This window comes from Bradyrhizobium glycinis, assembly GCF_016031655.1.
GTDB classification, from domain to species: domain Bacteria; phylum Pseudomonadota; class Alphaproteobacteria; order Rhizobiales; family Xanthobacteraceae; genus Bradyrhizobium; species Bradyrhizobium glycinis.
Map to the genome: position 1 here is coordinate 179216 of NZ_JACCHQ010000005.1, position 25854 is coordinate 205069.

The 25854-nt window shown below is 64.6% G+C and carries 19 protein-coding genes and 1 pseudogene; 9 read left to right on the forward strand and 11 right to left on the reverse strand.

What is annotated here, in order from left to right:
• Positions 1-13 precede the first annotated feature (13 nt).
• The 6 genes from HZZ16_RS10945 to HZZ16_RS10970 form a co-directional block, all read right to left on the reverse strand.
• Positions 14-3163 carry an efflux RND transporter permease subunit gene (locus tag HZZ16_RS10945; protein ID WP_197948465.1) on the reverse strand — a complete coding sequence of 1050 codons (3150 nt, stop codon included), beginning with the start codon at positions 3161-3163 and terminating at the stop codon, positions 14-16.
• 12 nt (positions 3164-3175) lie between these two features.
• On the reverse strand, positions 3176-4369 hold the full coding sequence (locus HZZ16_RS10950) for an efflux RND transporter periplasmic adaptor subunit (RefSeq protein WP_197948466.1): 1194 nt from the start codon (positions 4367-4369) through the stop codon (positions 3176-3178).
• 328 nt (positions 4370-4697) lie between these two features.
• The gene (locus HZZ16_RS10955) at positions 4698-5525 is read right to left on the reverse strand and encodes an NAD-dependent epimerase/dehydratase family protein (protein ID WP_246510071.1); all 828 of its coding nucleotides are present in this window, start codon (positions 5523-5525) and stop codon (positions 4698-4700) included.
• A 67-nt stretch (positions 5526-5592) separates the two neighbouring features.
• Positions 5593-6666 carry a hypothetical protein gene (locus HZZ16_RS10960; RefSeq protein WP_197948467.1) on the reverse strand — a complete coding sequence of 358 codons (1074 nt, stop codon included), beginning with the start codon at positions 6664-6666 and terminating at the stop codon, positions 5593-5595.
• 70 nt (positions 6667-6736) lie between these two features.
• On the reverse strand, positions 6737-8227 hold the full coding sequence (locus HZZ16_RS10965) for a flavin-containing monooxygenase (RefSeq protein ID WP_197948468.1): 1491 nt from the start codon (positions 8225-8227) through the stop codon (positions 6737-6739).
• Positions 8228-8326: 99 nt separating this feature from the next.
• Complete coding sequence (locus tag HZZ16_RS10970; RefSeq protein WP_024339447.1) at positions 8327-8776, reverse strand: cupin domain-containing protein; 450 nt, start codon at positions 8774-8776, stop codon at positions 8327-8329.
• 188 nt (positions 8777-8964) lie between these two features.
• Here HZZ16_RS10970 and HZZ16_RS10975 point away from each other — a divergent pair, with 188 nt between their 5' ends.
• Positions 8965-9990, forward strand: coding sequence for an AraC family transcriptional regulator (locus HZZ16_RS10975; RefSeq protein WP_197948469.1), 1026 nt, complete (start codon positions 8965-8967; stop codon positions 9988-9990).
• Positions 9991-10111: 121 nt separating this feature from the next.
• On the opposite strand, the gene HZZ16_RS10980 is transcribed toward HZZ16_RS10975, so the two are convergent.
• From HZZ16_RS10980 to HZZ16_RS10990, 3 genes are all read right to left on the reverse strand, one after another.
• Positions 10112-10759 carry an MSMEG_1061 family FMN-dependent PPOX-type flavoprotein gene (locus HZZ16_RS10980; protein ID WP_197948470.1) on the reverse strand — a complete coding sequence of 216 codons (648 nt, stop codon included), beginning with the start codon at positions 10757-10759 and terminating at the stop codon, positions 10112-10114.
• Between the two features lie 397 nt (positions 10760-11156).
• Positions 11157-11501: a PAS domain-containing protein gene (locus HZZ16_RS10985; protein ID WP_246510072.1), complete on the reverse strand. Its 345-nt coding sequence runs from the start codon at positions 11499-11501 to the stop codon at positions 11157-11159.
• Between the two features lie 146 nt (positions 11502-11647).
• Positions 11648-12280, reverse strand: a complete 633-nt coding sequence (locus HZZ16_RS10990) for a cupin domain-containing protein (protein ID WP_197948471.1) — start codon at positions 12278-12280, stop codon at positions 11648-11650.
• 219 nt (positions 12281-12499) lie between these two features.
• On the opposite strand from HZZ16_RS10990, the gene HZZ16_RS10995 reads away from it, so the two are divergent.
• The 8 genes from HZZ16_RS10995 to HZZ16_RS11030 all read left to right on the forward strand — a co-directional run bounded on the left by HZZ16_RS10995 (position 12500) and on the right by HZZ16_RS11030 (position 24992).
• Positions 12500-14191, forward strand: a complete 1692-nt coding sequence (locus tag HZZ16_RS10995; protein WP_197948472.1) for a peptide ABC transporter substrate-binding protein — start codon at positions 12500-12502, stop codon at positions 14189-14191.
• Between the two features lie 27 nt (positions 14192-14218).
• Positions 14219-15169 (forward strand): ABC transporter permease, encoded by a 951-nt coding sequence (locus HZZ16_RS11000; RefSeq protein ID WP_197948473.1) that lies wholly within the window; start codon positions 14219-14221, stop codon positions 15167-15169.
• Between the two features lie 4 nt (positions 15170-15173).
• Complete coding sequence (locus tag HZZ16_RS11005) at positions 15174-16049, forward strand: ABC transporter permease (protein WP_197948474.1); 876 nt, start codon at positions 15174-15176, stop codon at positions 16047-16049.
• A 51-nt stretch (positions 16050-16100) separates the two neighbouring features.
• Positions 16101-17429 (forward strand): NAD(P)/FAD-dependent oxidoreductase, encoded by a 1329-nt coding sequence (locus tag HZZ16_RS11010; protein WP_197948475.1) that lies wholly within the window; start codon positions 16101-16103, stop codon positions 17427-17429.
• A 7-nt stretch (positions 17430-17436) separates the two neighbouring features.
• Positions 17437-18363, forward strand: coding sequence for a 2-hydroxyacid dehydrogenase (locus HZZ16_RS11015; protein WP_197948476.1), 927 nt, complete (start codon positions 17437-17439; stop codon positions 18361-18363).
• 201 nt (positions 18364-18564) lie between these two features.
• Positions 18565-20421, forward strand: a complete 1857-nt coding sequence (locus HZZ16_RS11020) for an ABC transporter ATP-binding protein (RefSeq protein WP_197948477.1) — start codon at positions 18565-18567, stop codon at positions 20419-20421.
• 443 nt (positions 20422-20864) lie between these two features.
• Complete coding sequence (locus tag HZZ16_RS11025) at positions 20865-21380, forward strand: hypothetical protein (RefSeq protein ID WP_197948478.1); 516 nt, start codon at positions 20865-20867, stop codon at positions 21378-21380.
• Between the two features lie 282 nt (positions 21381-21662).
• Entirely contained in the window at positions 21663-24992 is a 3330-nt protein-coding gene (locus HZZ16_RS11030; protein WP_197948479.1) for an adenylate/guanylate cyclase domain-containing protein, read from the forward strand.
• 48 nt (positions 24993-25040) lie between these two features.
• Here HZZ16_RS11030 and HZZ16_RS37895 read toward each other — a convergent pair.
• Positions 25041-25151, reverse strand: a pseudogene (locus HZZ16_RS37895) (hypothetical protein); the annotation flags it as partial.
• Positions 25152-25155: 4 nt separating this feature from the next.
• Positions 25156-25785, reverse strand: a complete 630-nt coding sequence (locus HZZ16_RS11040) for a TetR/AcrR family transcriptional regulator (RefSeq protein ID WP_197948481.1) — start codon at positions 25783-25785, stop codon at positions 25156-25158.
• Between the last annotated feature and the right edge of the window lie 69 nt (positions 25786-25854).

Here is a 25854-nt window from a genome sequence, read left to right on the forward strand (position 1 = left end):
TCCAAACCAATTCTTACGGTTTCACTTCCGCAACCTTCACCGCCTTCTTGCCCGCCCGCCAGTTCTCGAAGCGTTGCACCACCACGAAGAACGCCGGCACGAACAGCACCGCAAGGCAGGTCGAGGCCAGCATCCCGGAGAACACTGTGATGCCGATCGACTTGCGTGCGCTGGCGCCGGCGCCGGTGGCGAGCACCAGGGGGACGACGCCGAGGATGAAGGCGAACGACGTCATCAGGATCGGGCGGAAGCGGGCACGCGCCGCCTCGATCGCGGATTCCAGGATCGGCTTGCCGTCGCGGCCATGCAGCTCGAGCCCGACCTCGACGATCAGGATGGCGTTCTTGGCCGACAGCGCGATCAGGAGGATCAGGCCGATCTGGCAATAGAGGTTGTTGTCAATCTTGAGGGCGGAGAGGATCAGCATCGGTCCGAGCAGCGACAGCGGCACCGCGAGGATCACCGAGATCGGCGCGTACCAGCTCTCGTACTGGCCGGCGAGCACGAGATAGACCAGCAGCATGGCGAGCCCGAACACCCAGTAGATCTGATTCGAGACAGCCTTCTCCTGGTAGGACATCGCGGTCCATTCATAGCCGGTGCCGGGCGGCAGCGTCTTGTCCGCGATCTCCTCCATCAGCTTCAATGATTGGCCCGACGAATAGCCCTGCGCCGGCAGGCCGATTACGGTCGAGGATGGATAGAGATTGTAGAGGCTGATCAGCGACGGGCCGGTGGCCGGCGTGATCGTGGCGACGGTGCCGATCGGGATCATGTCGCCGTTCGAGTTGCGCACCTGCATGTTGGCGATGTCGCGCTCGGTGACGCGGAAGGCGGGATCGGCCTGGGTGTAGACCTGGAACACGCGGCCGAACTTGTTGAACTGGTTGACATAGGACGAGCCGAGATAGGTCGACAGCGCCGAGAACACCTGGTCCGTCGTCACGTGCAGCGTCTGGGTCTTGATCCGGTCGATCTCGACGTTGAATTGCGGCACCGAGGAGCGGAACGAGGACTGCACGCGCTGCAGCGCGCTCTGGCTCTGAGCGTTGGAGACCATCGCGCCGGTGATCGCCTGCAGCTTGGCGAAGTCGCTGTTGCCGTCGCGCAGCTCGACCTGCATCGAGAAGCCGGCGGCGTTGCCGATGCCCTGGATCGGCGGCGGCGGCAGCACGATTGTGCGCGCCTCCATGATGGTCGCGAGCTTGTCGTTGAGCCCGAAGACCAGCGAGCGCAGATCCTCGCCGGGCCCTTTGCGGGCGTCCCAGTCCTTCAGGATGATGTAGGCGACGCCGGCATTGGCAAGGCTGGCGCTGTTGTCGAGCGCAGAGATGCCGGCGATGGTGATGACCTGTGCGACGCCAGGCGTCTCCTTGATTAGCCCGCTTGCTTTGTCGAGCACGGCTTGCGTCCGCTCCAGCGCGGCGCCGTCGGGCAGCTGCACGGCGGCGATCAGATAGCCCTGGTCCTCGATCGGCAGGAAGCCGGTCGGCACCCGCGACAGGCCATAGCCGCTGGCTGCGATGACCAGCAGGGCGAACGCGACCGAGATGGTGGCGTGCTTCACCAGGAACGTGATCAGCCTGGTGTAACCGCGCTCGACGCGGTTGTAGACCGCATTGAAGCCGCGATAGAAGAAATTGCGCTGCTCCGGCGGCACCGCCGGCCGCAGCCACAGCGCGCATTGCGTCGGCTTCAAGGTCGCGGCGTTGATGGCGGAGAGCAGCGCGGTCGCGGCGATGACAAGCGCGAATTGCGAATAGATGCGCCCCGTCAGTCCGGCGAGGAACGAGGCCGGCAGGAACACGGAGATCAGCACCAGCGTGATTCCGACGATCGGCGCGAACAGCTGGTCCATCGCGCGGATCGCGGCGTCGTGGCCGTTCATGCCCTGCTCGATGTTGTGGGCGGCGCCCTCGACCACGACGATGGCGTCGTCGACCACGATGCCGATCGCGAGCACGATCGCGAACAGCGTCGACATGTTGATGGTGAAGCCGAGTGCCGCCATGGCCGCGAAGGCGCCGATGATGGTGACAGGCACGGTCGTCGCCGGCACCAGCATCGCGCGCCAGTCCTGCAGGAAAACGAGGATGACGACCAGTACCAGCAGGCCGGCCTCGATCAAGGTCATGTAGACCTCGTGCACCGAGGCTTCGACGAACTTGGTGGTGTCGAACGGCGTGTCGTACTTGATACCTTCGGGAAAGCGCTTGGCGAGCTCCGCCATCTTTTTCTCGACCGCCTGCTCGACCTGGAGCGCGTTGGCGCCAGGCGATTGGAATACGCCGATGCCGACCGCGGGTTGCTTGTTGAGCGAGAAGATCTGGCTGTAGGTCTGCGCGCCGAGCTCGACCCAGCCGACGTCGCGCACCCGCGTGACGTCGCCGCTCGATCCGGTCTTGACGATGATGTTCTCGAACTGGCCGGCGTCGTCGAGCCGTCCGTTGACGTTCAGCGTGTACTGGAACGCCTGTCCCGGCGGCGTCGGCGGCGCGCCGACCTGGCCGGCGGAAACCTGCTGGCTCTGCTGCTGGATTGCGTTGATGACGTCCTGCGGCACCAGGCCTCGCACCTGCAGCTTGTTGGGATCGAGCCAGATCCGCATCGAGTACTGGCCGGCGCCGAACACGGTGACGTTGCCGACGCCGGGCAGGCGGGAGAGCTCGTCGCGGATGTTGATGGTGGCGTAGTTGCTCAAGTAAAGGCTGTCATACCTCGCATCCGGCGAGGTCAGCGTCACGAACAGCAGGATCGAGGTCGACCGCTTCTGCACGGTGACGCCCTGGTTCTGCACCGCCTGCGGCAATTGAGACAATGCGCTGGAGACGCGGTTCTGCACCAGCACCTGTGCGAAGTTGAGGTCGGTGCCGATCTTGAAGGTGACGGTCAGCGTGTAGGTGCCGTCGGAGCCGCTGTAGGACTGCATGTACAGCATGTCCTCGACGCCGTTGACCTGCTGCTCGATCGGCAGCGCCACGGTGTCGATTACGGTCTTGGCGCTGGCGCCCGGATAGCGCGTGGTGACCTGTACGGTCGGCGGCACCACGTCGGGGTATTGCGCGATGGCGAGGTTGAACAGCGCGACGCCGCCGATCAGGATCATCAGGAGCGCGATGACGTTCGAGAGGACCGGCCGCTCGATGAAGAACTTTGAGATCATGGCTGGCAGCCTTTACTTGCTCGAGGCCTGCGTCTGCTCGATCTTCGTCATGTGCGGGTCGATCTTCTGGCCCGGGATGACGCGCAAGAGCCCCGCGGTCACGACGCGGTCCTCCGGCTTCAGGCCGCTCTCGATTACGCGCAGGCCGTTGTCGACGGGGCCGATCTGCACCTTGCGCTGCTCGACGACGTTGTCGCCATTGACGACGAGGAGATAGCGGCCGCCCTGGTCGCTGCCGAGCGCGGTGTCGGGAACGAGCAGGGCGCTCTTCTCCTGGTCGAAGGGCACCCGGACGCGGACGAAGTAGCCGGGCAGCAGCACCCGCTTGTCGTTGGGGACGAGGCCGCGCACCGCCAGCGTGCCGGTCGACTGGTTGAGGGTTGGCGAGACGTAGTCGAGCTTGCCCTCATGCGGATAGCCGGTTTCGGTCTGCAGCCCCACTTGAATCGGGAATTGCTTCATGTCGGCGGGCGTCAGTCCGCGCCGGGTCGCCTCGGCGCGGATGCGCAGCACGTCCTGCTCGTTGACGGTGAAGTTCACATAGATCGGGTCCATCGCGACGATGGTGGCGAGCTGGGTCGGCGAGGAAACGCCGACGAGCTCGCCGATCGAGACCATGTGGGCGCTGACGATGCCGTCGAATGGCGCCGTGACCTTGGTGTAGCCGTAATTGACCTCGGCGAGCCTGGTGTTGGCCTGGGCCTGCTGCAAATTGGCCTGCGCGTTGTCGCGGTTCGAGGTCGAGGTGTCGAGCGTGGCTTGCGAGACGGCCTGGCGCTGCACCAGCTCGGCCTGCCGCTTGTAGTCGGCTTCCGCCTGCCGGAGCGAGGCCTGTGCGCCCACCTCGGCCGCCTGCGCCTGTTCGAGCTTGAGCTTGTAGGTCTCGGGCTCGATCGTGAACAGCTGGGTGCCCTGCTTGACGAACGTGCCGTCCTGATAGTCGATCGTTTGCAGAAAACCCTGCACGCGTGCGACGAGATCGACGCTCTTGATCGGCGCCGTGTTGCCGGTAGCCTCGATGTAGCGCGTCACGGGGCGCTGCACCGGCGTCGCGACGTCCACCTTCGGCGGCGGCGGCGCCACGAATGTGTTCTTGTCCTCGCAGCCGGCGAGCATGATCAGGGCGGTTGCAGCGGAAAGGACCTGCCCGATACGCATCCGCGCTTCATTGCGTCGTGCGGGAGAGGTGGGATTCGCGCGCGTCATTCGGTGGTCCCCGATTGCTGTCTGTCGGTGCGGCAGGCTACCAACAAATGCACGATCGTGGAACACCATAGCCATGGCGGTCACGGGCCTTGCACTGCAAACGGCTGTGTGGCTTCTGACAGATTTGTCACGACAAGGCGTTTTTTTCACCGGCGAACGATCAGCCCATCCGCACCTAGGGCTGGTGCGCGCGCCACGCCGCGAGCACATCCCTCTCTTCTTCAGCCGTCAGTCCGATCACCGGCCCGTTGCTGGCGCGGAGCCAATCAAGCGTATCGCGCGCAGTGTCTCCCGGCGGTCGCGAGGTCAATCCGGCCGCGCGCGCCGGCTAGGTATCGCGCGTCAGGAAGCCGGCGTAGTCCGGCAATGGCAGCCACATCGGCAAGGACCGCGCGCCCGCCCAACGCCTGACGTCATGCGCTTCCAGAAAGGCGCGATCGGCCCAGGTGAAGGTGCAGGACGCGTTCAGCGCGGATGCGCATTCGCTCAGGAATTCGCCGCGCGTGCGGATCGGCCCGATCCCGTCATAGATGCCGGAGAGACCGGACTCTGCCGCATGCACGATCCACTGCGCGAGATCGCGCACGTCGACGAACTGGACCGCATCCTCCGGCGATCCCGGCGCCAGCACCTCGCCGCCGCGCGCAAGCCGCGCCGGCCAGTAGGCGAACCGTCCGGTCGGGTCCTCAGGCCCTGCGATCAGGCCGGCGCGGCAGATGAAGGCATCATCGCCGACCGCCTGTTCGCAGGCGACCTTGGCGGCGCCGTAGATCGCCTCGGTGCTGTGCTCGATCTCTCCCGCAACAGGCTCGCGCAGCGGCGCGGTGTCGGCGCGTTGCCCCGGGGTGCGGTTGTCGGCGTAGACGCTGATCGTCGAGACGAAGGTCCAATGCACGCTCGGCCGCTTCAGCGCTGCGACCGCGCGACGGACCTGGCCGGGATGACGCGCGACATCGACCACGGCGTCGAATGTCTCGCCGGCGAGCGGCGCAAGTCCGTCGGCTAGGTCGCGGTCGATCCGCACGAAGCGGGCGCCGGCGGCAATTGGCCCCGCAAGTCCGCGGGCCGCGCAGGTCACGTCATGACCGCCAGCGCAAGCATGGCTCGCGATCGCCCGGCCGAGAAACTGGCTGCCGCCGAGAACGAGAATGCGCATGGAAAGATCCGCGTGATTGATGCCACCGCGAGACTACAACCTGAGCTGGCAGTTGCAACCCGCTTCCTCAGCGCGCCCTGATCTCCGCGTATTTCGCCATCGCTTTCTCGAACTTCCGGTTGAACAGCCACATCGCAGCGAGGATCTCGCGGTAACTTGCCGAGGTTTTCGCCCGGTCGGCCCGTCCGAACGCAAAGATGCTGTTGTTGCGCAGGTGCTTCATGATCGTGGGGCTGGACACCCGGTAGTTCAGGAGATCGCCCGATTTGAGCGCGGACCGTGTCGGGGTCGGAACGATCTGGATCAGCTCGAACACCTTCATCTGGTCGATCGGGTCCGGCAGCGTCTTCACGATTTTCGGGATCTCACGAAACAGATCGGCGTGCGCGTTCATCAGGCCGTCGCGCACGTTGGTCCAGTGGTTGAAACGGTGGTCGGTGCCGCGGGCGCGCGCCTCCTCGTTGTCGTCGCGCGCGCTCAGGTGCGGATCGATCGCGGCGATGTCGTTCTTGATGGCCTCCCATTTCCGCCGGCCGTTGCGGTCTTCGGAGGGGCCGGTCTGGAAGCTGCCCATATAGGTGTTCGAGCGTGCGTTGCGGACGTTCTGCTTGCCGTTGGTCTCCGCAAAGAACAGCCCGAGGCTGATCCGCCCGGCGGCTTCGGCATGTTCGCCGACGAGGCCCTTGACGCGCGCAATCGCAACGGCGAGATCGACGACGTCCTTGAACGGCGTCGGCGAGCTTTGCGCGCTGGCTGGCGGCGCCTCCATGAGGTCGAACAGCCTTCCGTATTCGTCGACCAGCGGCTCGATCTCGGCATCGAAATAGGCCGGAGGAATCTCGAACTTGTTCGGCCGGCCGATCCGCGATGGCATGACGTCGGTGAGGTCCTTGTAAGCACTGATGACAGCGACCCGCGCGAGATAGAGCGCCTGTCCCGGCAGGTTCGGCAGCGGCTCCTTCGCCTCGATCTGGCGCCGCCGCTCGGCGAGGATGAATTTGAAGTCGCCGAGCGCGCGCTCGTAAGCCGCGAGCGCCTCCGATTGCTGTGGCGTCGGCGCCGCCTTCTGCGCAATGGCGGGCGCCGCGACGAAGAAGGCAACAGTCGCAAGGGCCGCGGCCGCAAGTCGTCTCGATCCCATGGCTGGTTCCCGTCGATTCGATGGCCAGCGAGATCGTAAACGTCGGAGGCGAGCTGCCGCAATTCTCCTCTCACGCCGCCCGGTAGTCCGGCGCCGTCGCCAGGAACTTGGCGTATGCATCCGCATCCGGCGGCTGGAAGCGCCCCGCGAGTCCGCCGCGTTTCTGCTGCTTCGCGCCGATGTCGGCCATCAACTCGTCGAAATGGCGGTAGTGATAGGGGGCGACGCACAGGCCGCCGTACACGCCGGCGGCCGGTCGCTCGACGCGCTTGAAGTGCAGCATCATCTCGATGTTGTCGCGCATCGCCTGCGCCGTCGGCTGGTTGGCGAGCTGGCCGTCGGCATAGCGCACCAGCCAGTTCGCGGCGAGGTCGGCGCAGAGCACGGTGCAGAACGAGGAGTTGAAGCCGACGAAGCCGAGCTCCGGCAGATCGGGGTTGGCAATCAGGCGATACAGCCGGTACTGCCCGTCGGCATCGACCAGCTTCGCTTGATAGGCCTCGGGCAGGAAGGGCACGCCGAGCTTGTAGCCGATCGCGAGCACGGCGACGTCGGCGCCCACGCGCTCGCCGCCGCTCATCACGATGCTGTCGCCTTCATAATGGTCGAACGTGCCGAACACGGCCTTGATGCGGCCGTCGGCGACCATCGGATAGAAGCCCGGCGTTGCGATCGGCACCGAACAGTTGACGCCGTCCTCGATCCGCTCCTTCGGCACCATGTTGCAGCGGCCGAGCTTGAGCTGCGCCTTCAAGAGGCTCTCCAGCCCGCGCCAGTTGGCCCAGACCAGCGGCGCGGCGATGCGATGCGCGAGCCGCCCCATCGCGCCGATGCCCCAGCCCGGAAACATCTCCTCCTGCGCGCGGATGTAGAGGATGCGCTTGAAGTTCACGAGACCGCCGATGAAATAGGGAATGCGCCAGACCGGCTCCCGCATCACGATCGTGACCTCACGGGCGCCTGACTTCACCGCATTCACGGCGATGTCGGTTGCGGACTTCGAGCCGCCGAGCACGACGACGCGGCGTCCCTTCGCCAGTGTCGGATCACCGTATTTCGACGAGTGCAGGATCTGGCCGCCCTGCGCCAGAAAGCCGTCCTCGCCGGGGCAGTGCAGCTCGCGCGGCTCGTTGAACTGGCCGGTGCAGACCGCGACGAAATCGAAATCCTCGCTCGTGGTCGTGCCGTTGTTGCCCTTCGAGGCAAGCGTCCATCCCGGCCTGCCGTCGGCACGGCGCGCCATGCCGGCGACCTCGGTGTTGAGCCGCAGCATGCGGTCGAGGCCGAAGCTCTTGGCATAATCGGCGAGGTAGGCGTGGACCTGCGGCCCGGTCGGCCATTCCGGATAGGCCTCCGGCATGGCGCGGTCGGTGTAGCGGTAGAGCTCCTTCGGGCTCTGGGTCTGCACCTCGGGGTAGGAGCGCGCCGGCTCCCAGACGCCGCCGAGATCCGAGCTGCGCTCGACGATCGTGACGCGGTGGCCTCGGGTGGAGAATGCTTTCGCGGCGGCAAGGCCGGAGACGCCGGCGCCGATCACGCAGACATGTTTTGGGCTGACCATGGGATTGCTCGATGTGTTTGGCGCGCAAGCGGCCGCGTTCGGCCGCAAGGCGCGGCCGGCCGGGCTGCAGGCAGATGAAAGCGGAGGAAGCGGCGACGGCTAGTCGTTGGCCTCGGGCGGCAGGAAGTCGACCTCATGCAGCGCCGAGATGCGCACGACTTCCGCTGGGTCGGTCAGATTGTGCAACTGGTTGAACAGCGCCTCCAGCTTCTGCATCGGCGAGACCCAGAACAGCGCGCGGCACGGCTTGTCGGACTTGTTGAAATAGCCGTGCGGAATGCCGCGGGGCATGCGCACGAGGTCGCCGGCATGAGCCTTGACCCATTGGCCGTCAAGCTTGAGATCGAGCGTACCCTCCTGCACCAGGATGAACTCGTCCTGTGTCGGATGGATGTGCACCGGCACGAACTGGCCGGGATCGCTGTTGGTCTCGAAAGCGAAGGTGGAGTCGGTGACGGCCTTGGGGAAATAGACCTGGCCCAGAATGTTCCAGCTCTTGCCGCCGTAGCCTGTGCCGTTAGCGGTGATGCCTTTTTCGAGTGCAGTCATGGCTTGCTCCTCATGGATTCCGGCGGGGACGGAGCATCGGCCGAGGACGGGCCGCCTGTCTATCCGCTAAACGAATCCGGATGCGCCTATTGCCCTGCAGCACGACGAATTTGCGAACTATGGCCCTTTTCGCCTCCGCGGAGCTATTATAGGCTTAAAGGAATTCCGGGCGCGAAGCATGGTCGACGATGTCCGCAGCCGAGCTGGAAATGAGCGCAACAGCCTCTGCAGCCGAACGGCTTGCGGCGTTCGCCCGCGTCACCACTGATGACGTCGACGAGGCCGCCGAGCAGATCGGGCGCATCTTCTGCCCGCATGATCTCAAGCCGACACAGGCGCGGGCGGCCGGCTTCTCGGCCCGGCACAATTGCGCAGCCTTCGACGGCTTTTCCATCAACTACGTCGCCTATGGCGGATCGGTCAGCATCGATCCGGGCTGTCTCGAGCGTTTCTTCCTGGTGCAGGTCCCGCTTGCTGGGAGCGCCCGCATTCGCGCTGGCTGTCGCGAGCTCGATGCGGCCCCGCGCCGGATCGCCTCGCTGCTGTCGCCGACGATTCCGACCCGGATGATGTGGAGCGATTGCGCGCAGGCGATCTTGCTGCTCGACCGCCGCATGGTCGAGCAGCGCGCCGCGGCATTGTCAGGCAGAGCGGCCGGGGTGGTCGAATTCGATCCGGTGATCGAGCTGGATGCGCCGTCCGGACGGGCCCTGCTGACGAGGCTCGCCGAGTTGATGACGCTCGCCGAGCGTCTCGGGCCGTCAGGCCGGCTCTCGCCGGCCGCGATGGCCGATTGGCGCGAAGCGCTGCTCGATCATCTGCTCAACGGGCAGCGGCATGGCCTGTCGGATGCGATTGAAACGTTCTCAGGGCAGGCCGAGCGTTTGCCGCGTGCCCTTCGCGCCGCGCGCGATCACCTCGCCGACAATGCCGGCGAGCCGCTCGACCTCGCGCAGCTCGCCTGTGCGTCCGGCATCGGCATCCGCGCGCTGCAGCTCGGCTTCCGCCGTCACTTCGGCGTGTCGATCTCGCAGATGCTGCTCGACATGCGCCTCGCTGGCCTTAACGCGCGCCTGGCGCAAGCCGCTCCCGATGCCTCCATCACCGAGATCGCCTTCGATCTCGGCTTCACTCATCTCGGCCGCATGGCCGGCGCCTACCGCGAAAAGTTCGGCGAGACGCCATCGGCCACGCTGCGGCGAAGGATGAGCTAGGGCATGTACTCTTAAATCCGGGATGTCCGCTCATCCCCCAACCGCGGCGCAGAAACGGACATTGCATGAGGTCCGAGTTGGGCCAAGAGCGGGAACATCCGACACGCAGCCCTGGAAGCCCTCAGTACAGCCTTTCCTTGTTGCCTCGCTCGATGATGGTCTGCATCTGGTCGACACTTTTCTCGGGCTTGGCGTGGGCGACCAGCGTTTCCGCAAAAGAGGGTACAGCTGTCGGATCGCCCCACGTATCGGGCTGCCAGAGGCCTGATCGGATCATGCACTTCGGGCAGTGTGCAAAGACCTTTTCCACCCCTACCACTAGGACGTGATCGGGCGCCTTGCCATTTACCTTCATTGTATCTCGGAGGAAATCGTCTCTCACGATGATGGCTTTCCCACTAACCCGAAGTGTGTGCGTCACGCCCGGAATGAGGAAGATTATTCCGACGTTCGGATTGCGCAGCACGTTGTGAAAGGTATCCAGGCGGCGGTTGCCGAGCCGGTCAGGAATCGCAAGGGTGTGCTCGTCAAGCACTTTCACAAAGCCGGCAGGGTCGCCCTTGGGTGAAACGTCCAGCAGACCAGCTTCGCCTGCGGAGGCGACGAAGGCGAATGGCGCGTGCTCAATAAACGTGCGCGCGATGCGGTCGATAGCGGTGATGACTTTAGCTACCGAGTGCCGGGGAGGCTCGCCGACAACGGCTCGGAGCTCCTCTTCGCTCGAGATCACCTCGCGGAAACGTCCCCGGAGCTCACTGATCGAAGCCATGGCGTAATTTCCATTTCCGAACTACTTGCATGCCGCAGCCTATCCCAGGGAAGCGAGAACGTCTCAGACTTTCTGCCGCGCGGCCTCGCCCCACGAAAGACGAGGCAAATCGCGGCAAAGTCCACGAAAGCGGGCAGCTCTTGCCGTGTCCGCAACGCGTCAAAACCGGCAATACTCTGATTGAGAAGATTTCTGCTTAAACCCAAAAGCCGACATAACGCTTTTATGAGTACACGCCCTAGCGCGGACGCTTACCTCCGCGGTCGCTTCGTGCCACTATCTTCCGCGGCCTGCCTGCGCAGAAAAGCTTCGACATCGGCCTGCACCGAGTAGGGCGTCGGGATGGCATCGCCGGCGGAATCGACTGCGGTGTCGAGGCTGCGCCGCAGCAGGCGTGCTAGCTCGGCCGCGCCTCCTGCTGCGTCCATCCGGTCAGCGCCTCCGCCTGAAAGCTCCACTCCAGCACGATGCCGCTCTCGTCGATGTGAATGAAGGCATCGAGCGCGGTCTTGATGACGGCTTGCATCATCTGCGCGTTGGTCTGCGCCTGCCCGGCCAGCAGCTCAGCGGTGCGTGTTTGCCGCGACGTCTCGATGGCACGGGTGCAGACGGCGGCGAGCAATACCGCCACGGCGGCGCTGACCAAGAAGGCGAGGAGCTGGGCCGTGCCGAATTCCGCACTGCCGATCGCCAGAGAAAAGGCGAGGAAGGCTGCAGCAGTCACGACGGCCTGTGCGGCCAACGCGAGTGAAGCCTCCTGAGTTTCATGATCTCACACCAAGGACGCCGGCCGCCCGGCCGCTTCGCGAGCTTCGGGCATCATGTGAGCTACAGAGTAGGCGCGGCGGCGTCGAGGGGCAATTTCCGGTGGTGCGGGACGGTGCCGCCTCAACCGGCCAGCGAATCGGTCTGGCGCAGCGTCGTCACCCAGATCACGCGCGCCACCTGCTGGGTCGGGTTGTCGAACATGTGCGGCACGATGCTCGGAAAACGAAAGCTGTCGCCGGCTTCCAGCACATGGGCCTGGTTGTCGAGCCACAGCCGCAGGCTGCCCGAGAGGATGTAGCCCGCCTTCTCGCCGGTGTGCTGCAGGAAGTCGGTGCCGGAGGAGGCGCCGGGGTTGAGCGTGAGCTCGTAGAGCTCGAGCTGGCCTTTGCCTTCCGGCGTCAGCGCTTCCTTGACGACGCCGCTGGCGGTGAGCCGCAGCAGCCGCCGGTTGGTCTTGCGCACGATATAGCGCTGCCCGTCGGCGGGATCGCTGCTCTCGAAGAAATAGGAGATGGGGACGTCGAGCGCGATGCCGAGCAGGCGCAGCGTGCGGATCGACGGCATCGCGCGCGCGCGTTCGAGCTGGCTGATCATGCCGGTCGACAGGCCGGTCTTGTTGGCGACGTCCTGGATCGAGAGGCCGGCGCGCTGACGCAGCAGCCGCACGGTTTCACCCAGGCGCTGGTCGACCGCATCGTCAGCTTCGATCGCCGAAGCGTCCTTGGTGCCGTTGGTATTGCCGCGACCATCCATGTCGCTCTCCCATGCATCATCTCAGCCTCAGGCATCGAGGCCCGTGGCTTTAGTCGGAGTGAAAAGCTGGCGCATTCTAGCAATGCGATTGACACCTGTATTTAGTCGTGATGAACTTTTGCCAGAAAAATTTAGAAGCACTAAAGCCCACTCCTGTCCCTTTGCCGGGGTGTCGGGGGCGCGGGAGATGGTGCCGCGTGCGGAAACGGAGAGTGGGTCATGGCGGACGACACCGGCAAGTTCGGCGTTGGGGCAGGGCATCTCGGCATTCCGAATCGCCGTCAATTCTTCCAGCTTGGCGCGGGCGCAGCCGCAGGCTGGACGCTTTCAGGGAGCGCCTTTGCACAGACCGAGCGTCCCACCAATCCGCCGGACAAGCCGCGCGGCCAGGTGATCGCGGCGCTGTCGCAGGAGCCGACCGTCTTTCATCCCTTGATGCCGGGCATCGAGGTCGATCAGGGCATCTGGTGGCAGGTGTTTTCGCCGCTCTGGTACATCGATCCCAACGGCAAGTTCGTCCCAGACCTCGCTCGCGAAGTCCCGACCCTCGAGAACGGCGGCCTGTCAGCCGACGGGTTGACCTGGAAGATCAAGCTCCGCAGCGACGTGAAGTGGCACGACGGCACGCCGTTCACGGCGGAGGATGTCAAATTCTCCATCGAGCTGATCAACAATCCCAGTTTCCGCGCGCGCAGCCGGGTCGGCCATAGCCTCGTCAAGGACATCACCGTCGTGGCGCCCGACGAGATCCATTGGCGGATGGAAGCGCCCTATTCGCCCTATATGTCGATCCTGGCGTCGTTCACCTTCATCGTGCCCAAGCACATCCTGGAGAAGGTGTCCGATCCGAACGCCTCGCCGTTCCACAATGCGCCTGTCGGGACTGGCCCGTTTCGCTGGGGCGAGCGCGTGCCCGGCGACCATATCCAATTGAACGCCCACACCGGCTATCATGGCAAGGGACCCTACCTCGAACGCGTAGTCTTCAAATACATCCCTGATCTCACCGTGCTCTACACCCAGTTCCGCACCGGTCAGGTCGACTACACGGGCCTGCAAGGCATCCTGCCGAACTTCGTGCAGGAGGCAAAGACGCTGAAGGGCCGCAAGATTTTCGTCTCTTCGACGTCCTCGGTAGAGCATATCGCGCCGAACCTGGATTTTGGCCCTTTCACCGATCGCGCCGTGCGCGAGGCGCTCTATCTCGGCATCAACAAGCAGGCGATCATCGACGCGCTCTATTACGGTCTGCCGACGCAGACCGAGAGCTTCGTGCCGCAACAGGCCTGGTCGTTCCAGCAGGGGCTGCCGCAGCACAAATACGATCCTGCCAAGGCCAATGCGCTGCTCGACGCCGCGGGCTGGGTTCGCGGCTCCAGCGGCATTCGCGAGAAGGGTGGCGTCAAGCTCGAGTTCGCCAACTCGACGACGGCGGGCAGCGCCGTGCGCGAACAGTGCCAGCAGCTCCTGATCCAGGATTGGCGGGCCATTGGCGCGGCAATGCGCGTCAGCAACATGCCGGCTGCCGTGATCTGGGGCGACTTCTGGCAGCAATCGAAGTTCAATTCGGTGATCGTCGGCGTGAACTTCATGCTGGGCAGCGATCCCGACGTGACGCCGCGCTTCGGCTCCGGCGCCATTCCCGCCAAGGGCGGCCGCGGCTTCAACACCTATCAATATCAGAGCGCGGAGGCCGACCGGCTGTTGTCTGAAGGCGCCAAGCAATTCGACCTGGCGCAGCGCAAGGCGACCTATGGCGAGCTGCAAAAGCTGATCCGCAACGACCTCGCCATCCTGCCGCTGTTCCAGGGCTTCATCGCCGAGGGCCTCAAGGAGGGGCTGCAAGGCTTCCGTCCCAACATCAACATGTCGATCAATAGCTGGAACATGCGCGAATGGTATTGGGCGTGATGCGTCCTATACGCTGGATCGCCTGAGTTGGCCCGCTACGTCGTCAACCGCCTGGCGCAGGCGATCATGCTGCTGGTGATCGTCTCGGGAATCGGCTTTGCCATCCTGCATCTGGCGCCCGGCGGGCCGCTGTCGCAGTTTGCCGTCTCAGGCCAGATGACCCAGGAGGATCTCGACCGCGTCACCAGGCAGCTCGGGCTCGATCGGCCACTGCCGATCCAATATCTCGACTGGTTCGGCCGCATGGTACGGGGTGATTGGGGCAAGTCGTATCGCGACGGCGAGTCGGTGCTGTCGGTGATCTCCTCGCATCTCGGCGCCACGCTGGAGCTGATGGCGACGGCGACGATCATTGCGGTGCTGCTCGGCTGCTGGATCGGCATCCTGGGCGCGCTGCGCCGCTACTCGCTGTTCGATACGCTCGCCACCGTCGGCGCCATGATCGCGCTGTCGATCCCGACCTTCTGGTTCGGCCTCGTCACCATTTACGTCTTCTCGGTCAAGCTCGGCTGGCTGCCGGCGGGCAACCGGCACACCATTGGCGACGGCTCCTTCCTCGACCTTCTGCATCATCTGATCGCGCCGGCCATGGTGCTGGCGCTGGTTGAGACCGCGATGTGGGGCCGTTTCATGCGCTCCTCGATGCTCGAGGTGATCAACCAGGACTATATCCGCACTGCGCGCGCCAAGGGCATGCCGGAATGGCGCATCCTCACCGTCCATGCGCTGCGCAACGCGCTGCTGCCGATGATCACGGTCGCGGGCCTGCAGTTTCCGACGCTGCTCGGCGGTGCGCTGGTGGCGGAGACCGTGTTCACCTGGCCGGGCATGGGCCGCCTGTTCCTGGATTCGATTGGCTATCGCGACTATCCCGTGGTGATGGGCATCCTGATGTTCTCGGCGACGATGGTGCTGATCGGCTCGCTGCTCGCCGACATCCTCTATGCCGTCGTCGATCCGCGCATCCGGGTGGGCTGAAGCGATGGCGACAGCAGCCCTCTCCACCGCTCAGCTCGCGCCCGGCCAGGCCGCGTGGCGGCGCTTCCGCCGGCACCGGCTAGCGCTCGCGGGCGCATTGATCATCCTGGTGCTCGTGCTCGGTTCGGCCTTCGGTCCCTACCTGCTGCCGTTCGACGACACCTATATCGACATCATGAAGCGGTTCGCGCCGCCGCTCTCCGGCGCCCACATCCTCGGCACCGACGAGCTCGGCCGCGACGTGCTGGCGCGGCTGATGATGGGCGGCCGCGTCTCGCTCTCGATCGGCATCGTCGCGATGGTGATCGCCATGGCAGTTGGCATTGCCGTCGGTGCCTTCGCCGGCTTTTATGGCGGCGTGGTAGGCGCAGTGCTGATGCGGCTCGTCGACGCCGTGCTGTGCTTTCCGACGATCTTCCTCTTGCTCGCGCTCGCGGCGCTCACCGAGCCCGGCCTCGTCACCACCACCGTGCTGATCGCGGCGACGGCCTGGATGGCGGTCGCGCGCGTCGTCGAGGCCCAGGTGCGCTCGTTGCGCGAGCGGGAATTCGCAGTCGCCGCGCTCGCGTTCGGTTCCTCGAACCTGCGCATCATGTTCCGCGAGCTCGTGCCCAACGCGATTGCGCCGATCGTGGTTGCCGCGACGTTGAACGTCGCCAAGGCGATCCTGCTCGAATCCTATGTCAGCTATCTCGGCTACGGCATCCAGCCGCCGGCGGCGAGCTGGGGCAACATGCTCAACAATGCGCAGATCTATCTCACCAGCGCGCCCTGGCTTGCGATCGCGCCGGGCGTCGCCATCACGCTCGCGGTAACCAGCTTCAACTTTCTCGGTGACGGCCTGCGCGACGCGCTCGATCCGCGAATGAACATCCCGTGACGCGCAAGACCTCTGATGCGCAAGACCTCGAACTGAACTCCAGGAGTGCCCATGTCCCCGCCGCTCAACCGTATCAACAGCGATGAACGCCTGCCGGCGCAGGTGGATGTCGTCGTCATCGGAGGCGGCGTTATCGGCGTGTCCGCGGCCTATCATCTGGCGAAGAAGGGGCACTCCGTCGCGCTGGTCGAGAAGGGCCATGTCGGCGGCGAGCAGTCGAGCCGCAACTGGGGCTGGTGCCGCCAGCAGGGCCGCGCCCGCGAGGAGATTCCGCTCGCGCGCGAGGCGCTGCTTCTGTGGGAGGACATGCAGAACGATGCCGGCGTCGATGCCGGTTTCCGCCGCACGGGCGTCTTGTTCCTGACCAAGAGCAAGGACGAGCTCGCCGGCTGGGAGCGCTGGGCGGCGGTCGCGCGCGAGATGCAGGTCCACTCCACTGTCTTGACGCCGGCCGAGGTCGCCGAGCGTATGCCGGGCAATGCCGACACATGGGTCGGCGGCCTGCACACGCCAAGCGATGGTCGCGCCGAGCCGTCGATGGCTGTCCCTGCGCTCGCCACCGCCGCACGTAAGCACGGCGTCACCATCCACCAAGGCTGCGCCGCGCGCGGGCTGGAGACGATAGGTGGACGCGTCAGCGCCGTCGTCACCGAGAAGGGCACCATCCGCACGCAATCCGTGCTGCTGGCGGGCGGCGCGTGGTCGTCGCTGTTCTGCCGTCGCCACGGCATCGAGCTGCCGATCGGCCTCGTCAACGCCACCGCGTGCCGGACCACGCCGGGACCGGAGATCACCTCCGGCGCGCTCGGCACCGACTTCTACTGCATCCGCCGCCGCCTCGACGGCGGCTTCACGTTGGCGCTGCGCAACCGCGGCACGGTCGAGCTATCGCCTGATCTGCTGCGTTATGCCTGGACGTTCTGGCCCACCTATCAGCATCGCAAGAATGGCCTGAAGCTGTCCTTCGGCAAATCGTTCTTCGATCAGCTCATGCGCGGCACCAGCTGGACTTTCGACAAGCCGTCACCCTTTGAGGCCGAGCGCGTACGCGATCCCGCGCCCGACATGTCGCTGGTCAATTCGGCGCTGGCGGCGCTGATCAAGTCGAATCCGGAACTGAAGGACATCAAGATCGCCGAAGCCTGGGGCGGCACGATCGACTGTACGCCCGATACCATTCCGGTGATCTCGCCGGTCGATGCGCTGCCGGGATTCTACCTCGCGACCGGCTTCTCCGGCCACGGCTTCGGCATCGGTCCCGCCGCCGGCAAGCTTGCGGCCGACCTCGTGACGGGCGCGACGCCGCTGGTCGATCCCGCCGCTTACAGCCACAAGCGCATGATCGACGGCCGTCGTCTCGCGCCGGTCAGCCCGTTCTGAGGCTGGCATGACGGTTCTCTACAAGGCCAACATGGTGCGGGGCGCCGAGTGGGCGCGCTTCTTCGCGGAGCGCGCGCCCGACGTGCCGTTCCGGCTCTGGCCTGATGTCGGCGACCCCACCACGGTGCGTTATCTCGTGGCCTGGGTCCCGCCGGACGACATCGCGACGACCTTTCCCAATCTCGAGCTCGTCTTCTCGGTGGGCGCGGGTGTCGATCAGTTCGACACCACGAAAGTCCCAGCGCACATCCCGCTGGTCCGCATGCTGGAGCCCGGCATCGCCGAGACCATGGTCGAATACGTCACCATGGCCGTGCTGGCCCTGCATCGCGATCTCCTCGATTTCATCGGCCAGCAGAAGCAGCAGGTCTGGCGCGAGATCCGCATCACACCGGCCAGGCGTCGTCGCGTCGGCGTGATGGGGCTCGGCCAGCTCGGCCAAGCAGTGCTGGAGCGGCTCAAGACGTTCGGTTTCCCGCTCTCGGGGTGGAATCGTTCGCCGCGCGAGATCGAAGGCGTTACCTGCTACGCGGGCGCCGACACTTTGCCGGAGTTTCTGGCGCAAGCCGACATCCTCGTCTGCCTGCTGCCGCTGACGGATCAGACACGCGGCATTCTCAATGCCGAGCTGTTCGCACGCCTGCCGCGCGGGGCAGGGCTCGTCAATGTCGGACGCGGCCCACATCTTGTCGAGGCCGATTTCCTCGCAGCCCTCGACAGCGGCGCGCTGTCGGGTGCGGTGCTCGACGTCACCGATCCCGAGCCGCTGCCGGCAGGCCACCCGTTCTGGCGCCATCCGCGCATCCTGCTGACGCCGCACAATGCCAGCATGACCACGCCCGACACGGCGGTCGATTTCGTGCTCGACGTCATCGCGCGGCATCGTCGCGGCGAGGCGCTGCCGGGGCTGGTCGATCGCAGCCGGGGGTATTGAGGGCAAGATCGTGATGGTGACACCGGTGCAGCCACGAACTCCTCTTACCTCTCCCGCTTGCGGGAGAGGTCGGCGCGTAGCGCCGGGAGAGGGCTCTCTCCTCTGGGGGAGCCTTCGTTGCCGAGACACCCTCTCCCCAACCCTCCCCCGCAAGCGGGGGAGGGAGCGCACCTTCTTCGCGGCAACCCTTGAGGTCTACCTATGACCAGCGCCGCGACCAAACCCGTCGTTGTCGAAGCGCCGGTGCTCTCCGTCGCCGGCCTCACCACCTCCTTCATGCTTGAGCGGCAATGGATTCCCGTCGTTCGCAACGTGTCGTTCGACATCGCAGCCCGCGAGACCGTCGCGATCGTCGGCGAGTCCGGTTCGGGCAAGAGCGTGACCGCACTGTCGATCATGCGGCTCATTCCGAACGAGATCGGCCGGGTCGAGGGCCGCGTCATGCTGGCGGGGCGCGATCTGCTCGCGCTGCCCGAAGCGAGCATGAAGGACATCCGCGGCAATGACGTCGCCATGATCTTCCAGGAGCCGATGACGAGCCTCAATCCGGTGCTCACCATCGGCTTCCAGATCGCAGAGGCGCTGATCCAGCACCGGGGCCTGTCGCGCGCGGCGGCGGAGAAAGAGACCATCCGTCTGCTCGATCGCGTCCGCATCCCTGCGGCTTCATCGCGCTTCCACGAGCATCCGCACCGCTTCTCCGGCGGCATGCGTCAGCGCGTGGTGATCGCGATGGCGCTGGCCTGCAAGCCGAAGCTTTTGATTGCGGACGAGCCGACCACCGCACTCGACGTCACCATCCAGGCGCAGATCCTCGAGCTCTTGAAGGAGCTTCAGCAGGAGGAGGGGATGTCGATCCTCTTCATCACCCACGACATGGGCGTGGTGGCCGAGATCGCGGACCGCACCGTCGTGATGTATGGCGGGCAGGCGGTGGAGACCGACGCCACCGCGCGCATTTTCGCCATGCCTGCGCATCCCTATACGCGCGCGCTGCTCGCGGCCGTGCCGCGGCTCGGCTCGATGGACGGGCGGACGCGGCCGATGCGTTTTCCGATCGTCGACAAGGTGACCGGGACCTCGGACGAGCCGGCCGAGACGCCCGATACGGTCTCGCCCGCCGAGCGGCCTTTGCTCGAAGTCTCAAACCTCACGACGCGCTTTCCGATCCGCTCGGGCCTGTTCGGCAAGGTCTCGGGTCGCGTCCATGCGGTCGAGAACGTCTCCTTCACCTTGCGCGCCGGCGAGACACTGGCGCTGGTCGGCGAATCCGGCTGCGGCAAGTCGACCACCGGCCGCTCCATCCTGAAGCTGACCGAGCCGGACAGCGGCACCGTCCTGATCGACGGCCAGGACGTGCTGGCCATGAACGGCCGGGCTTTACGCGATGCGCGCAAGCACATGCAGATCGTGTTTCAAGATCCGTTCGCGAGCCTCAATCCGCGGATGTCGGTGGGAACGGCGATCGCCGCGCCCTTGCTTGCCAATGGACTCGCGACGGCGTCGCAGGCGCGGGACAAGGTCGCCGACCTGCTCGTCCGTGTTGGCCTGTCCGCCGACATGGCCGCGCGCTTTCCGCATGAATTCTCCGGCGGCCAGCGCCAGCGCATCTGCATCGCGCGCGCGCTCGCGCTCGGGCCGAAGCTGATCGTCGCGGACGAGGCGGTCTCCGCGCTCGATGTCTCGGTCAAGGCGCAGGTCGTCAACCTGATGCTCGACCTGCAGGCCAGCATGGGCCTCGCCTATCTCTTCATCTCCCACGACATCGCCGTGGTCGAGCGCATGAGCCACCGCGTCGCCGTGATGTATCTCGGCGAGATCGTCGAGATCGGCCCGCGCGCATCGGTGTTCGGCAACCCGCAGCATCCCTACACCAGGAAGCTGATGGCGGCTGTGCCGGTGCCCGATCCGTCACGCCGCGGCTCGCGGCGCCAGGCCTCCAACGACGAGATCAGAAGCCCGGTCCGCGCGCCGGATTATCAGCCCCCGGTGCGGCAATATCGCGAAGTGTCGCCCGGCCACGTCGTGCAGGTGTGGGGCGAGGAATGGTCGGCCTGAGGCTGCGAGCTAAAGCAAGCGCTGGTTTTTGATTTCGGCCCGACGCCGGCAGCTTGCTGGCTAACCGGGCGCTGCGGATCCAGCGTGTTCGCCGCCCCGGTCATCGCGACAATGCAGACGCGTCCTCCGGAAGTTTGTATTCGGATAGAGCGACAGGAAAGAGCAGTGTGTGAACGGCTTCATAGTCAATCGCTCTCATTCTGAATTACCACTCTCGCAACGAAATTGCCGCACCCGGATCATTTCAAACACGGGTGAGATGCAATGCCTGCGCAGCCGCATGCTCGCAGCTTTGGATTGGTTCCATCTTGCTCATGAGCAAAGCCAATCCCCATCACTCAGCAAAGATCCTTCAGAAATTGGAATGAAAGGGCATCGCGCAACTCACGCAGCTTCTGTTCGGGGTCGGCCGGTAGGCTGCTACTTACTCAGAAGGAGCTCCTATGAAGATAAGCAGCGCAATTTCCAGCGCCTTCTCTGCAACAAGGCGCGTCAGCAATCTTCGGATCGCCCGTTCCAGTCTGATCAAATCGGCCCATCTTCTTGAAAGAATCGGGCTGGCCGCCGTTGGCGCCTCGGGCGGCCTCTATGTTGGTGCGACTCTGTTGCGTCAGAAAGCCGGACTGTTTGAAAGCGGCTGGATCGTCCTGATGACGATGCTCTACGGAGCTCTCGGTTATTATCTGGGAATTGATTTGTCCGGCAATGTCGCACGGAGGTCGACATCGAACAACGCGGAAGAATGGAACGGTTCGGAGCCGGTCGAGATCATGAGCGCAGCCGGAACGTTCGGCGCGGCAATCGCTGCAACTCTGTCCGTCAGCATCCTTGTCCTTGATCAAAATCTGCCTAACGGCCTGATCGGCTTTGTTGCCGGATGCTGGGTGATTGGTTCTTCGCTCCAGGTCGCGGCGGGCACGATCGCCCGCAACTATGAAGCGCCGGTCAGTGAGCAATGAAGGAGCTGCCGTTGCGGAAACATCCGCTTGGCACAAGCCGTACTGTTGGTTCGATATTAGTTCGAAACGACCGCAATGACTTATCGCAACCTCTGCTGTCAAATGCTGCGTGCCAGCGATGTTTGGTAGCAAAGACGTTCGCATCGAGCAACGTCACTGCTTGAATGAGGCCTAGGTCATCGCGCAACAAACAAGACGTGCCATCATGGTGTTGTTGGTATATCGTCCACGCGCCGTGGTCCAAAATTCTGCTAATCGCCAACCACACGACCGGTGGAGCCAATGCAGATTGCGGAGTGGCTCGATAAGCTGGGGCTTGCGCAATACGCCGAGCGTTTTGCCCAGAATGGGATCGACATAAGCGTCCTTCCCGAATTGATGGATGAGGACTTCGACAAGCTCGGAGTCCTGCTCGGCCATCGCCGCAAAATGCTCCGCGCTATCGCTGACCTCGATCCGGCCGCGTTGATTGCGTCGCCCGTTCCTCGTCAGGACGCCGAGCGGCGTCACCTCACCGTCATGTTTTGCGATCTGGTCGGCTCGACTGCGCTCTCGGCGCGGCTCGATCCCGAGGATATGTGGGAAGTGATACGAGCCTATCGCGCAGCCTGCGCGAGCGTGATTTCCGCTTATGATGGCAGGATAGCCAGATTCGTCGGCGACGGAATACTCGTCTATTTCGGCTATCCGCGCGCCCACGAAGATGATGCCGAGCGCGCGGTGCGCGCCGGCCTCGACATGATTTCCGCAATACGCCAGCTCAAAATGGGGGCTGGCGAACGAGCCGAACTGCGAATCGCAATTGCGACTGGACTTGTAGTGGTCGGCGACCTCATCAGCGGAGACGCGTCGGAGGAGCACGCAACCATCGGCGACGCGCCGAACATCGCCGCTCGGCTCCAGAGCCTGGCGGAGCCGGGGGTCGTCGTCGTTGCTTCATCGACGCGCCGGCTGCTTGGCGATCTCTTCTCCTTTCGCAATCTTGGCCGCCGGGAAGTCAAGGGAATGGCAGAACCCATCGCAGTCTGGGCGGTGGAAGGAGCGACCGCATCCGAGAGCCGCTTCGAGGCAGTCCGTGCCGCACGTTCGATCGGTTTCGTTGGACGCAAGAACGAGATTGAGTTCATCATCTCGCGCCAGCGGGAGGCATGGCAGGGTCGGGGCCAGATCGTCTTGATTTCCGGCGAAGCGGGCATTGGCAAGTCGCGTATTGTGGCAACGCTGTCCGAAAGCCCCTCGTTGGGGACGCACCGCCGCGTGCGATATCAGTGTTCGCCTTACCACACCAACAGTGCGCTTCATCCCTTTGTCGCGCAGCTCGAGCGCGCCGCCGGAATTCGCTCGCATGACACGCCGGATCAAAAGCTCGACAAGCTCGAGGCGATGCTGGCAATAGGAACCCAGCAGGTCGCCCGGGCGACACCGCTCATTGCGGCTCTGCTTTCGATTCCCACCGGCGACCATTGCCCGCCCCTCGGCTTGAGCCCGGCGCAGCAGCGGCGACAGACATTTGCCGCCCTTCTCGATCAGCTTGAGGGACTGGCGCGAGACCAGCCGCTGCTGATCATCTGCGAGGATATGCATTGGGCCGATGCCACGACACTTGAGCTGTTCGATCTCGCGGTCGATCGGATCAGAGGACTGCCGATACTCGTGCTCTTGACCTCCCGGCCGGAGTTCGAGCCCTCCTGGTCGGGCCTTGCCAACGTCAGTCTGTTGCGGCTGGACCGGCTCGATCGGCAGGACACGCGCGCGCTGGTCGAGCAGATTGTCGTCGGCCGCCAGCTGCCCCGCGAGATGATGAAGCAGATCATCGACAAGACCGATGGCATCCCGCTATTCGTCGAGGAGTTGACCAAGATGGTGCTGGAGTCCGGGCTACTTGTCGAAGATGCCGGGCGCTACCGCCTGAATAGTCCGTTGCCGCCGCTTGCTATCCCTGCGACGCTGCACGATTCGCTGATGGCGCGGCTTGACCGGCTCGCTCCGGTAAAGGAGGTGGCCCAGATAGGCGCGGCCATTGGCCGTGACTTCTCATACGCGCTCTTGAAAACCGTGGCGGGACGCGATGATTTGACGCTGAACGCCGCGCTTCTTCAGCTTGAAGAGGCCGAATTGCTGTTGCGTCGTGGAACGCCGCCCGAAGCAAATTATAGTTTCAAGCACGCCCTTGTTCAGGAAGCGGCCTACGAGAGTCTGCTCAAGAGCAGACGGCAGGTGCTTCACACTCGAATTGGCAATGTCCTGCGCGAGACCTTTCCAATCGTCGCCGAGACCGAGCCAGAAGTTCTGGCGCACCACTTCACCGAGGCGGGGCTGAGCGAGATCGCCCTCGAATGGTGGCGCAAGGCGGGCCAGCAGGCGTTGAAACGCTCGGCCTATTCCGAGGCGATCGCGCATCTCGGCAAGGCCATTGCGATTGCCGATCGATTGCCTGACGAGCCCCGCCGGATGATGAGCAGGCTGCATCTTCAAATCGCATATGGCCGTGCCTTGCGGGGCAGCCTCGGTCACAGCGCTCCGGAAACGGTCGCCGCATGGACGCGCGCGCGACAATTCGCGGCCGGTATCGATGATCCCGTTGAACTTGCGCCGGTTCATTCCGGCCTCTTCAATGCCTGCCTGACGCATGGCGAACTTGCTCCGATGCGAGAGCTGGCGGATGCCATCAGGAGCGCCGCAGACCGACGGCCAGAGTCGCCGGTGACCGCCGTCGTGGCCCATTGGACCGGCGGCGTTACCTGCTGGTTCGCCGGCGAGTATTTGAACGCGCGTACGCATCTCGAGCGGGCGCTGGCGATCTATCGGGCCGAACCGGAGCCCGCGACCTTCAGGGCTTCGGCACTGGATCTCCCGTTCGTGATCATGCGATTTCTCGCCCTGGTGCTCTGGCCGCTCGGTAGCACCGCTCGCGCGCGCAAGCTCGCCGCGGACGCGGTGGGTACTCCGGGAGAAAAACGGGCGCTGTCCCAGGCCAATGCGCTGGTTCATCGCGCCGTGTTCGACGGGGTATGCGGGGGCATGTTGCAGCAGACAGAGACGATCCTGGCGCTCGGTCTCGCACGCGACCATACGATGCCGCTGTACGTGGCCGCCGGCACCTACCTGAATGGCCTCGCCAAGTGGCGTGCTGGAGACCGAATGGCTGGTTTGGCAGATATGCGCCACGGCTGGACCTTGCTGCACGAGAACGATTGCTACCTCTGCGAACCGTTCTGGGGGATGCATGTCGCCATGGCGGACGCCGAGGTGGGCCAGGTCGAGACCGGGCTGGAAATCCTGAGTGAGCTGATTGCATGGGCGCGACAGTCCGGTCAGCGTTGGCTTGACGCCGAGCTGCACCGCGTCCACGGCGAGCTTTTGTTGCGGCAAGACCCCGCGGACGATTCCGGTGCCGAGGAGGCTCTCACGCGAGCGCTAGAAATCGCACGAGGCCAGCAGACGAAGACTTTCGAGCTGCGCAGCGCCCTTGGACTTGCACGCCTGCTCAAGAGGCGTGGTCGCGCGGGCGCGGCATCCGAAGTGCTCGCTCCCGTGCTCGCCCAATTCGATGCCGAGCGAAGTCTTCCCGAAGTCGAGGAGGCGACAGAGCTGCTCAGGCAGGAGCATTGACAACGTGTCGCGTCCCTAGCCGATGGCCTGCGATTCAGGGGACGCCGGTCACGAATTCACGTGGACGAAATCGCGCAGCAGCGGATAGATCTCGTTGTTCCAGCGCTTGCCGGAGAACACGCCGCAATGGCCGACGCCGGCCTGCATGTGGTGGACGCGCTCCTCAAGCCCCATGACGTTCGATCAGGACTGTCGACGCCTCGCCTGCCCGTCGTGCGATGTCGGCGGTACTCGGCCGATCGATGGTCTGGAGCAGAAGACCCGTCATCAGGTCTCCCCATAGCACGCCCAGGAAAGTATCAGTCATCACCTCCGGCTCTCCGGTCAGCAGCCCTGCCGATACCGCGTTCGCCATGATGGTCCGCAATGCTTCGCGGATCGGCTTGCGTGCCATCGTCTCCAGGGTTTGCGCGACTTTCGGCGCGTTGAGGGTTTCGGATATCGCCAGCCGGAATACGGCGACGACGACCGGGTCGGTCGTTTCCGTCAGGAGCTTCGTTCCAAACGCGGTGAGCACGCCGGCGAGCGTTTTCCTGTCGCGCAGTGCGGGCAGATCGACCGGCGCCTGGAGCCGTTGGGCGCGCTCGGAGATGCATGCGACGAGCATCGCTTCCTTGTTGCCGAACAGCGTGTAGAGATCCCGCTTCGAAACGCGGGCACGCGTCGCGATCTCGAGCGTGCTGGTCTGCGCATAACCTCCCTCCATGAAGGCCGACAGGGCCGCACCAAGGATTCGTTTTCGGATCCCGGGGCCCTCCGCCTCCTTAACCGGCGGCTTGATCTTCGCGCTCATCGACAAACTTTCCGCTTGACTTGGTACCACATAGTACCATATTTCGATTTCATCAGGTACCGATCAGTA

Coding starts and splice junctions, on each gene's coding strand:
- HZZ16_RS11030 (WP_197948479.1), top strand. CDS start 21,663: ATGCAGATTGCGGAGTGGCTCGATAAGCTGGGGCTTGCGCAATACGCC.
- HZZ16_RS10995 (WP_197948472.1), top strand. CDS start 12,500: ATGGCGGACGACACCGGCAAGTTCGGCGTTGGGGCAGGGCATCTCGGC.
- HZZ16_RS10965 (WP_197948468.1), bottom strand. CDS start 8,227: ATGGTCAGCCCAAAACATGTCTGCGTGATCGGCGCCGGCGTCTCCGGC.
- HZZ16_RS11005 (WP_197948474.1), top strand. CDS start 15,174: ATGGCGACAGCAGCCCTCTCCACCGCTCAGCTCGCGCCCGGCCAGGCC.
- HZZ16_RS10970 (WP_024339447.1), bottom strand. CDS start 8,776: ATGACTGCACTCGAAAAAGGCATCACCGCTAACGGCACAGGCTACGGC.
- HZZ16_RS11020 (WP_197948477.1), top strand. CDS start 18,565: ATGACCAGCGCCGCGACCAAACCCGTCGTTGTCGAAGCGCCGGTGCTC.
- HZZ16_RS10980 (WP_197948470.1), bottom strand. CDS start 10,759: ATGGCTTCGATCAGTGAGCTCCGGGGACGTTTCCGCGAGGTGATCTCG.
- HZZ16_RS10960 (WP_197948467.1), bottom strand. CDS start 6,666: ATGGGATCGAGACGACTTGCGGCCGCGGCCCTTGCGACTGTTGCCTTC.
- HZZ16_RS11025 (WP_197948478.1), top strand. CDS start 20,865: ATGAAGATAAGCAGCGCAATTTCCAGCGCCTTCTCTGCAACAAGGCGC.
- HZZ16_RS10955 (WP_246510071.1), bottom strand. CDS start 5,525: ATGCGCATTCTCGTTCTCGGCGGCAGCCAGTTTCTCGGCCGGGCGATC.
- HZZ16_RS10975 (WP_197948469.1), top strand. CDS start 8,965: ATGTCCGCAGCCGAGCTGGAAATGAGCGCAACAGCCTCTGCAGCCGAA.
- HZZ16_RS10990 (WP_197948471.1), bottom strand. CDS start 12,280: ATGGATGGTCGCGGCAATACCAACGGCACCAAGGACGCTTCGGCGATC.
- HZZ16_RS11015 (WP_197948476.1), top strand. CDS start 17,437: ATGACGGTTCTCTACAAGGCCAACATGGTGCGGGGCGCCGAGTGGGCG.
- HZZ16_RS10950 (WP_197948466.1), bottom strand. CDS start 4,369: ATGACGCGCGCGAATCCCACCTCTCCCGCACGACGCAATGAAGCGCGG.
- HZZ16_RS11040 (WP_197948481.1), bottom strand. CDS start 25,785: ATGAGCGCGAAGATCAAGCCGCCGGTTAAGGAGGCGGAGGGCCCCGGG.
- HZZ16_RS11010 (WP_197948475.1), top strand. CDS start 16,101: ATGTCCCCGCCGCTCAACCGTATCAACAGCGATGAACGCCTGCCGGCG.
- HZZ16_RS10945 (WP_197948465.1), bottom strand. CDS start 3,163: ATGATCTCAAAGTTCTTCATCGAGCGGCCGGTCCTCTCGAACGTCATC.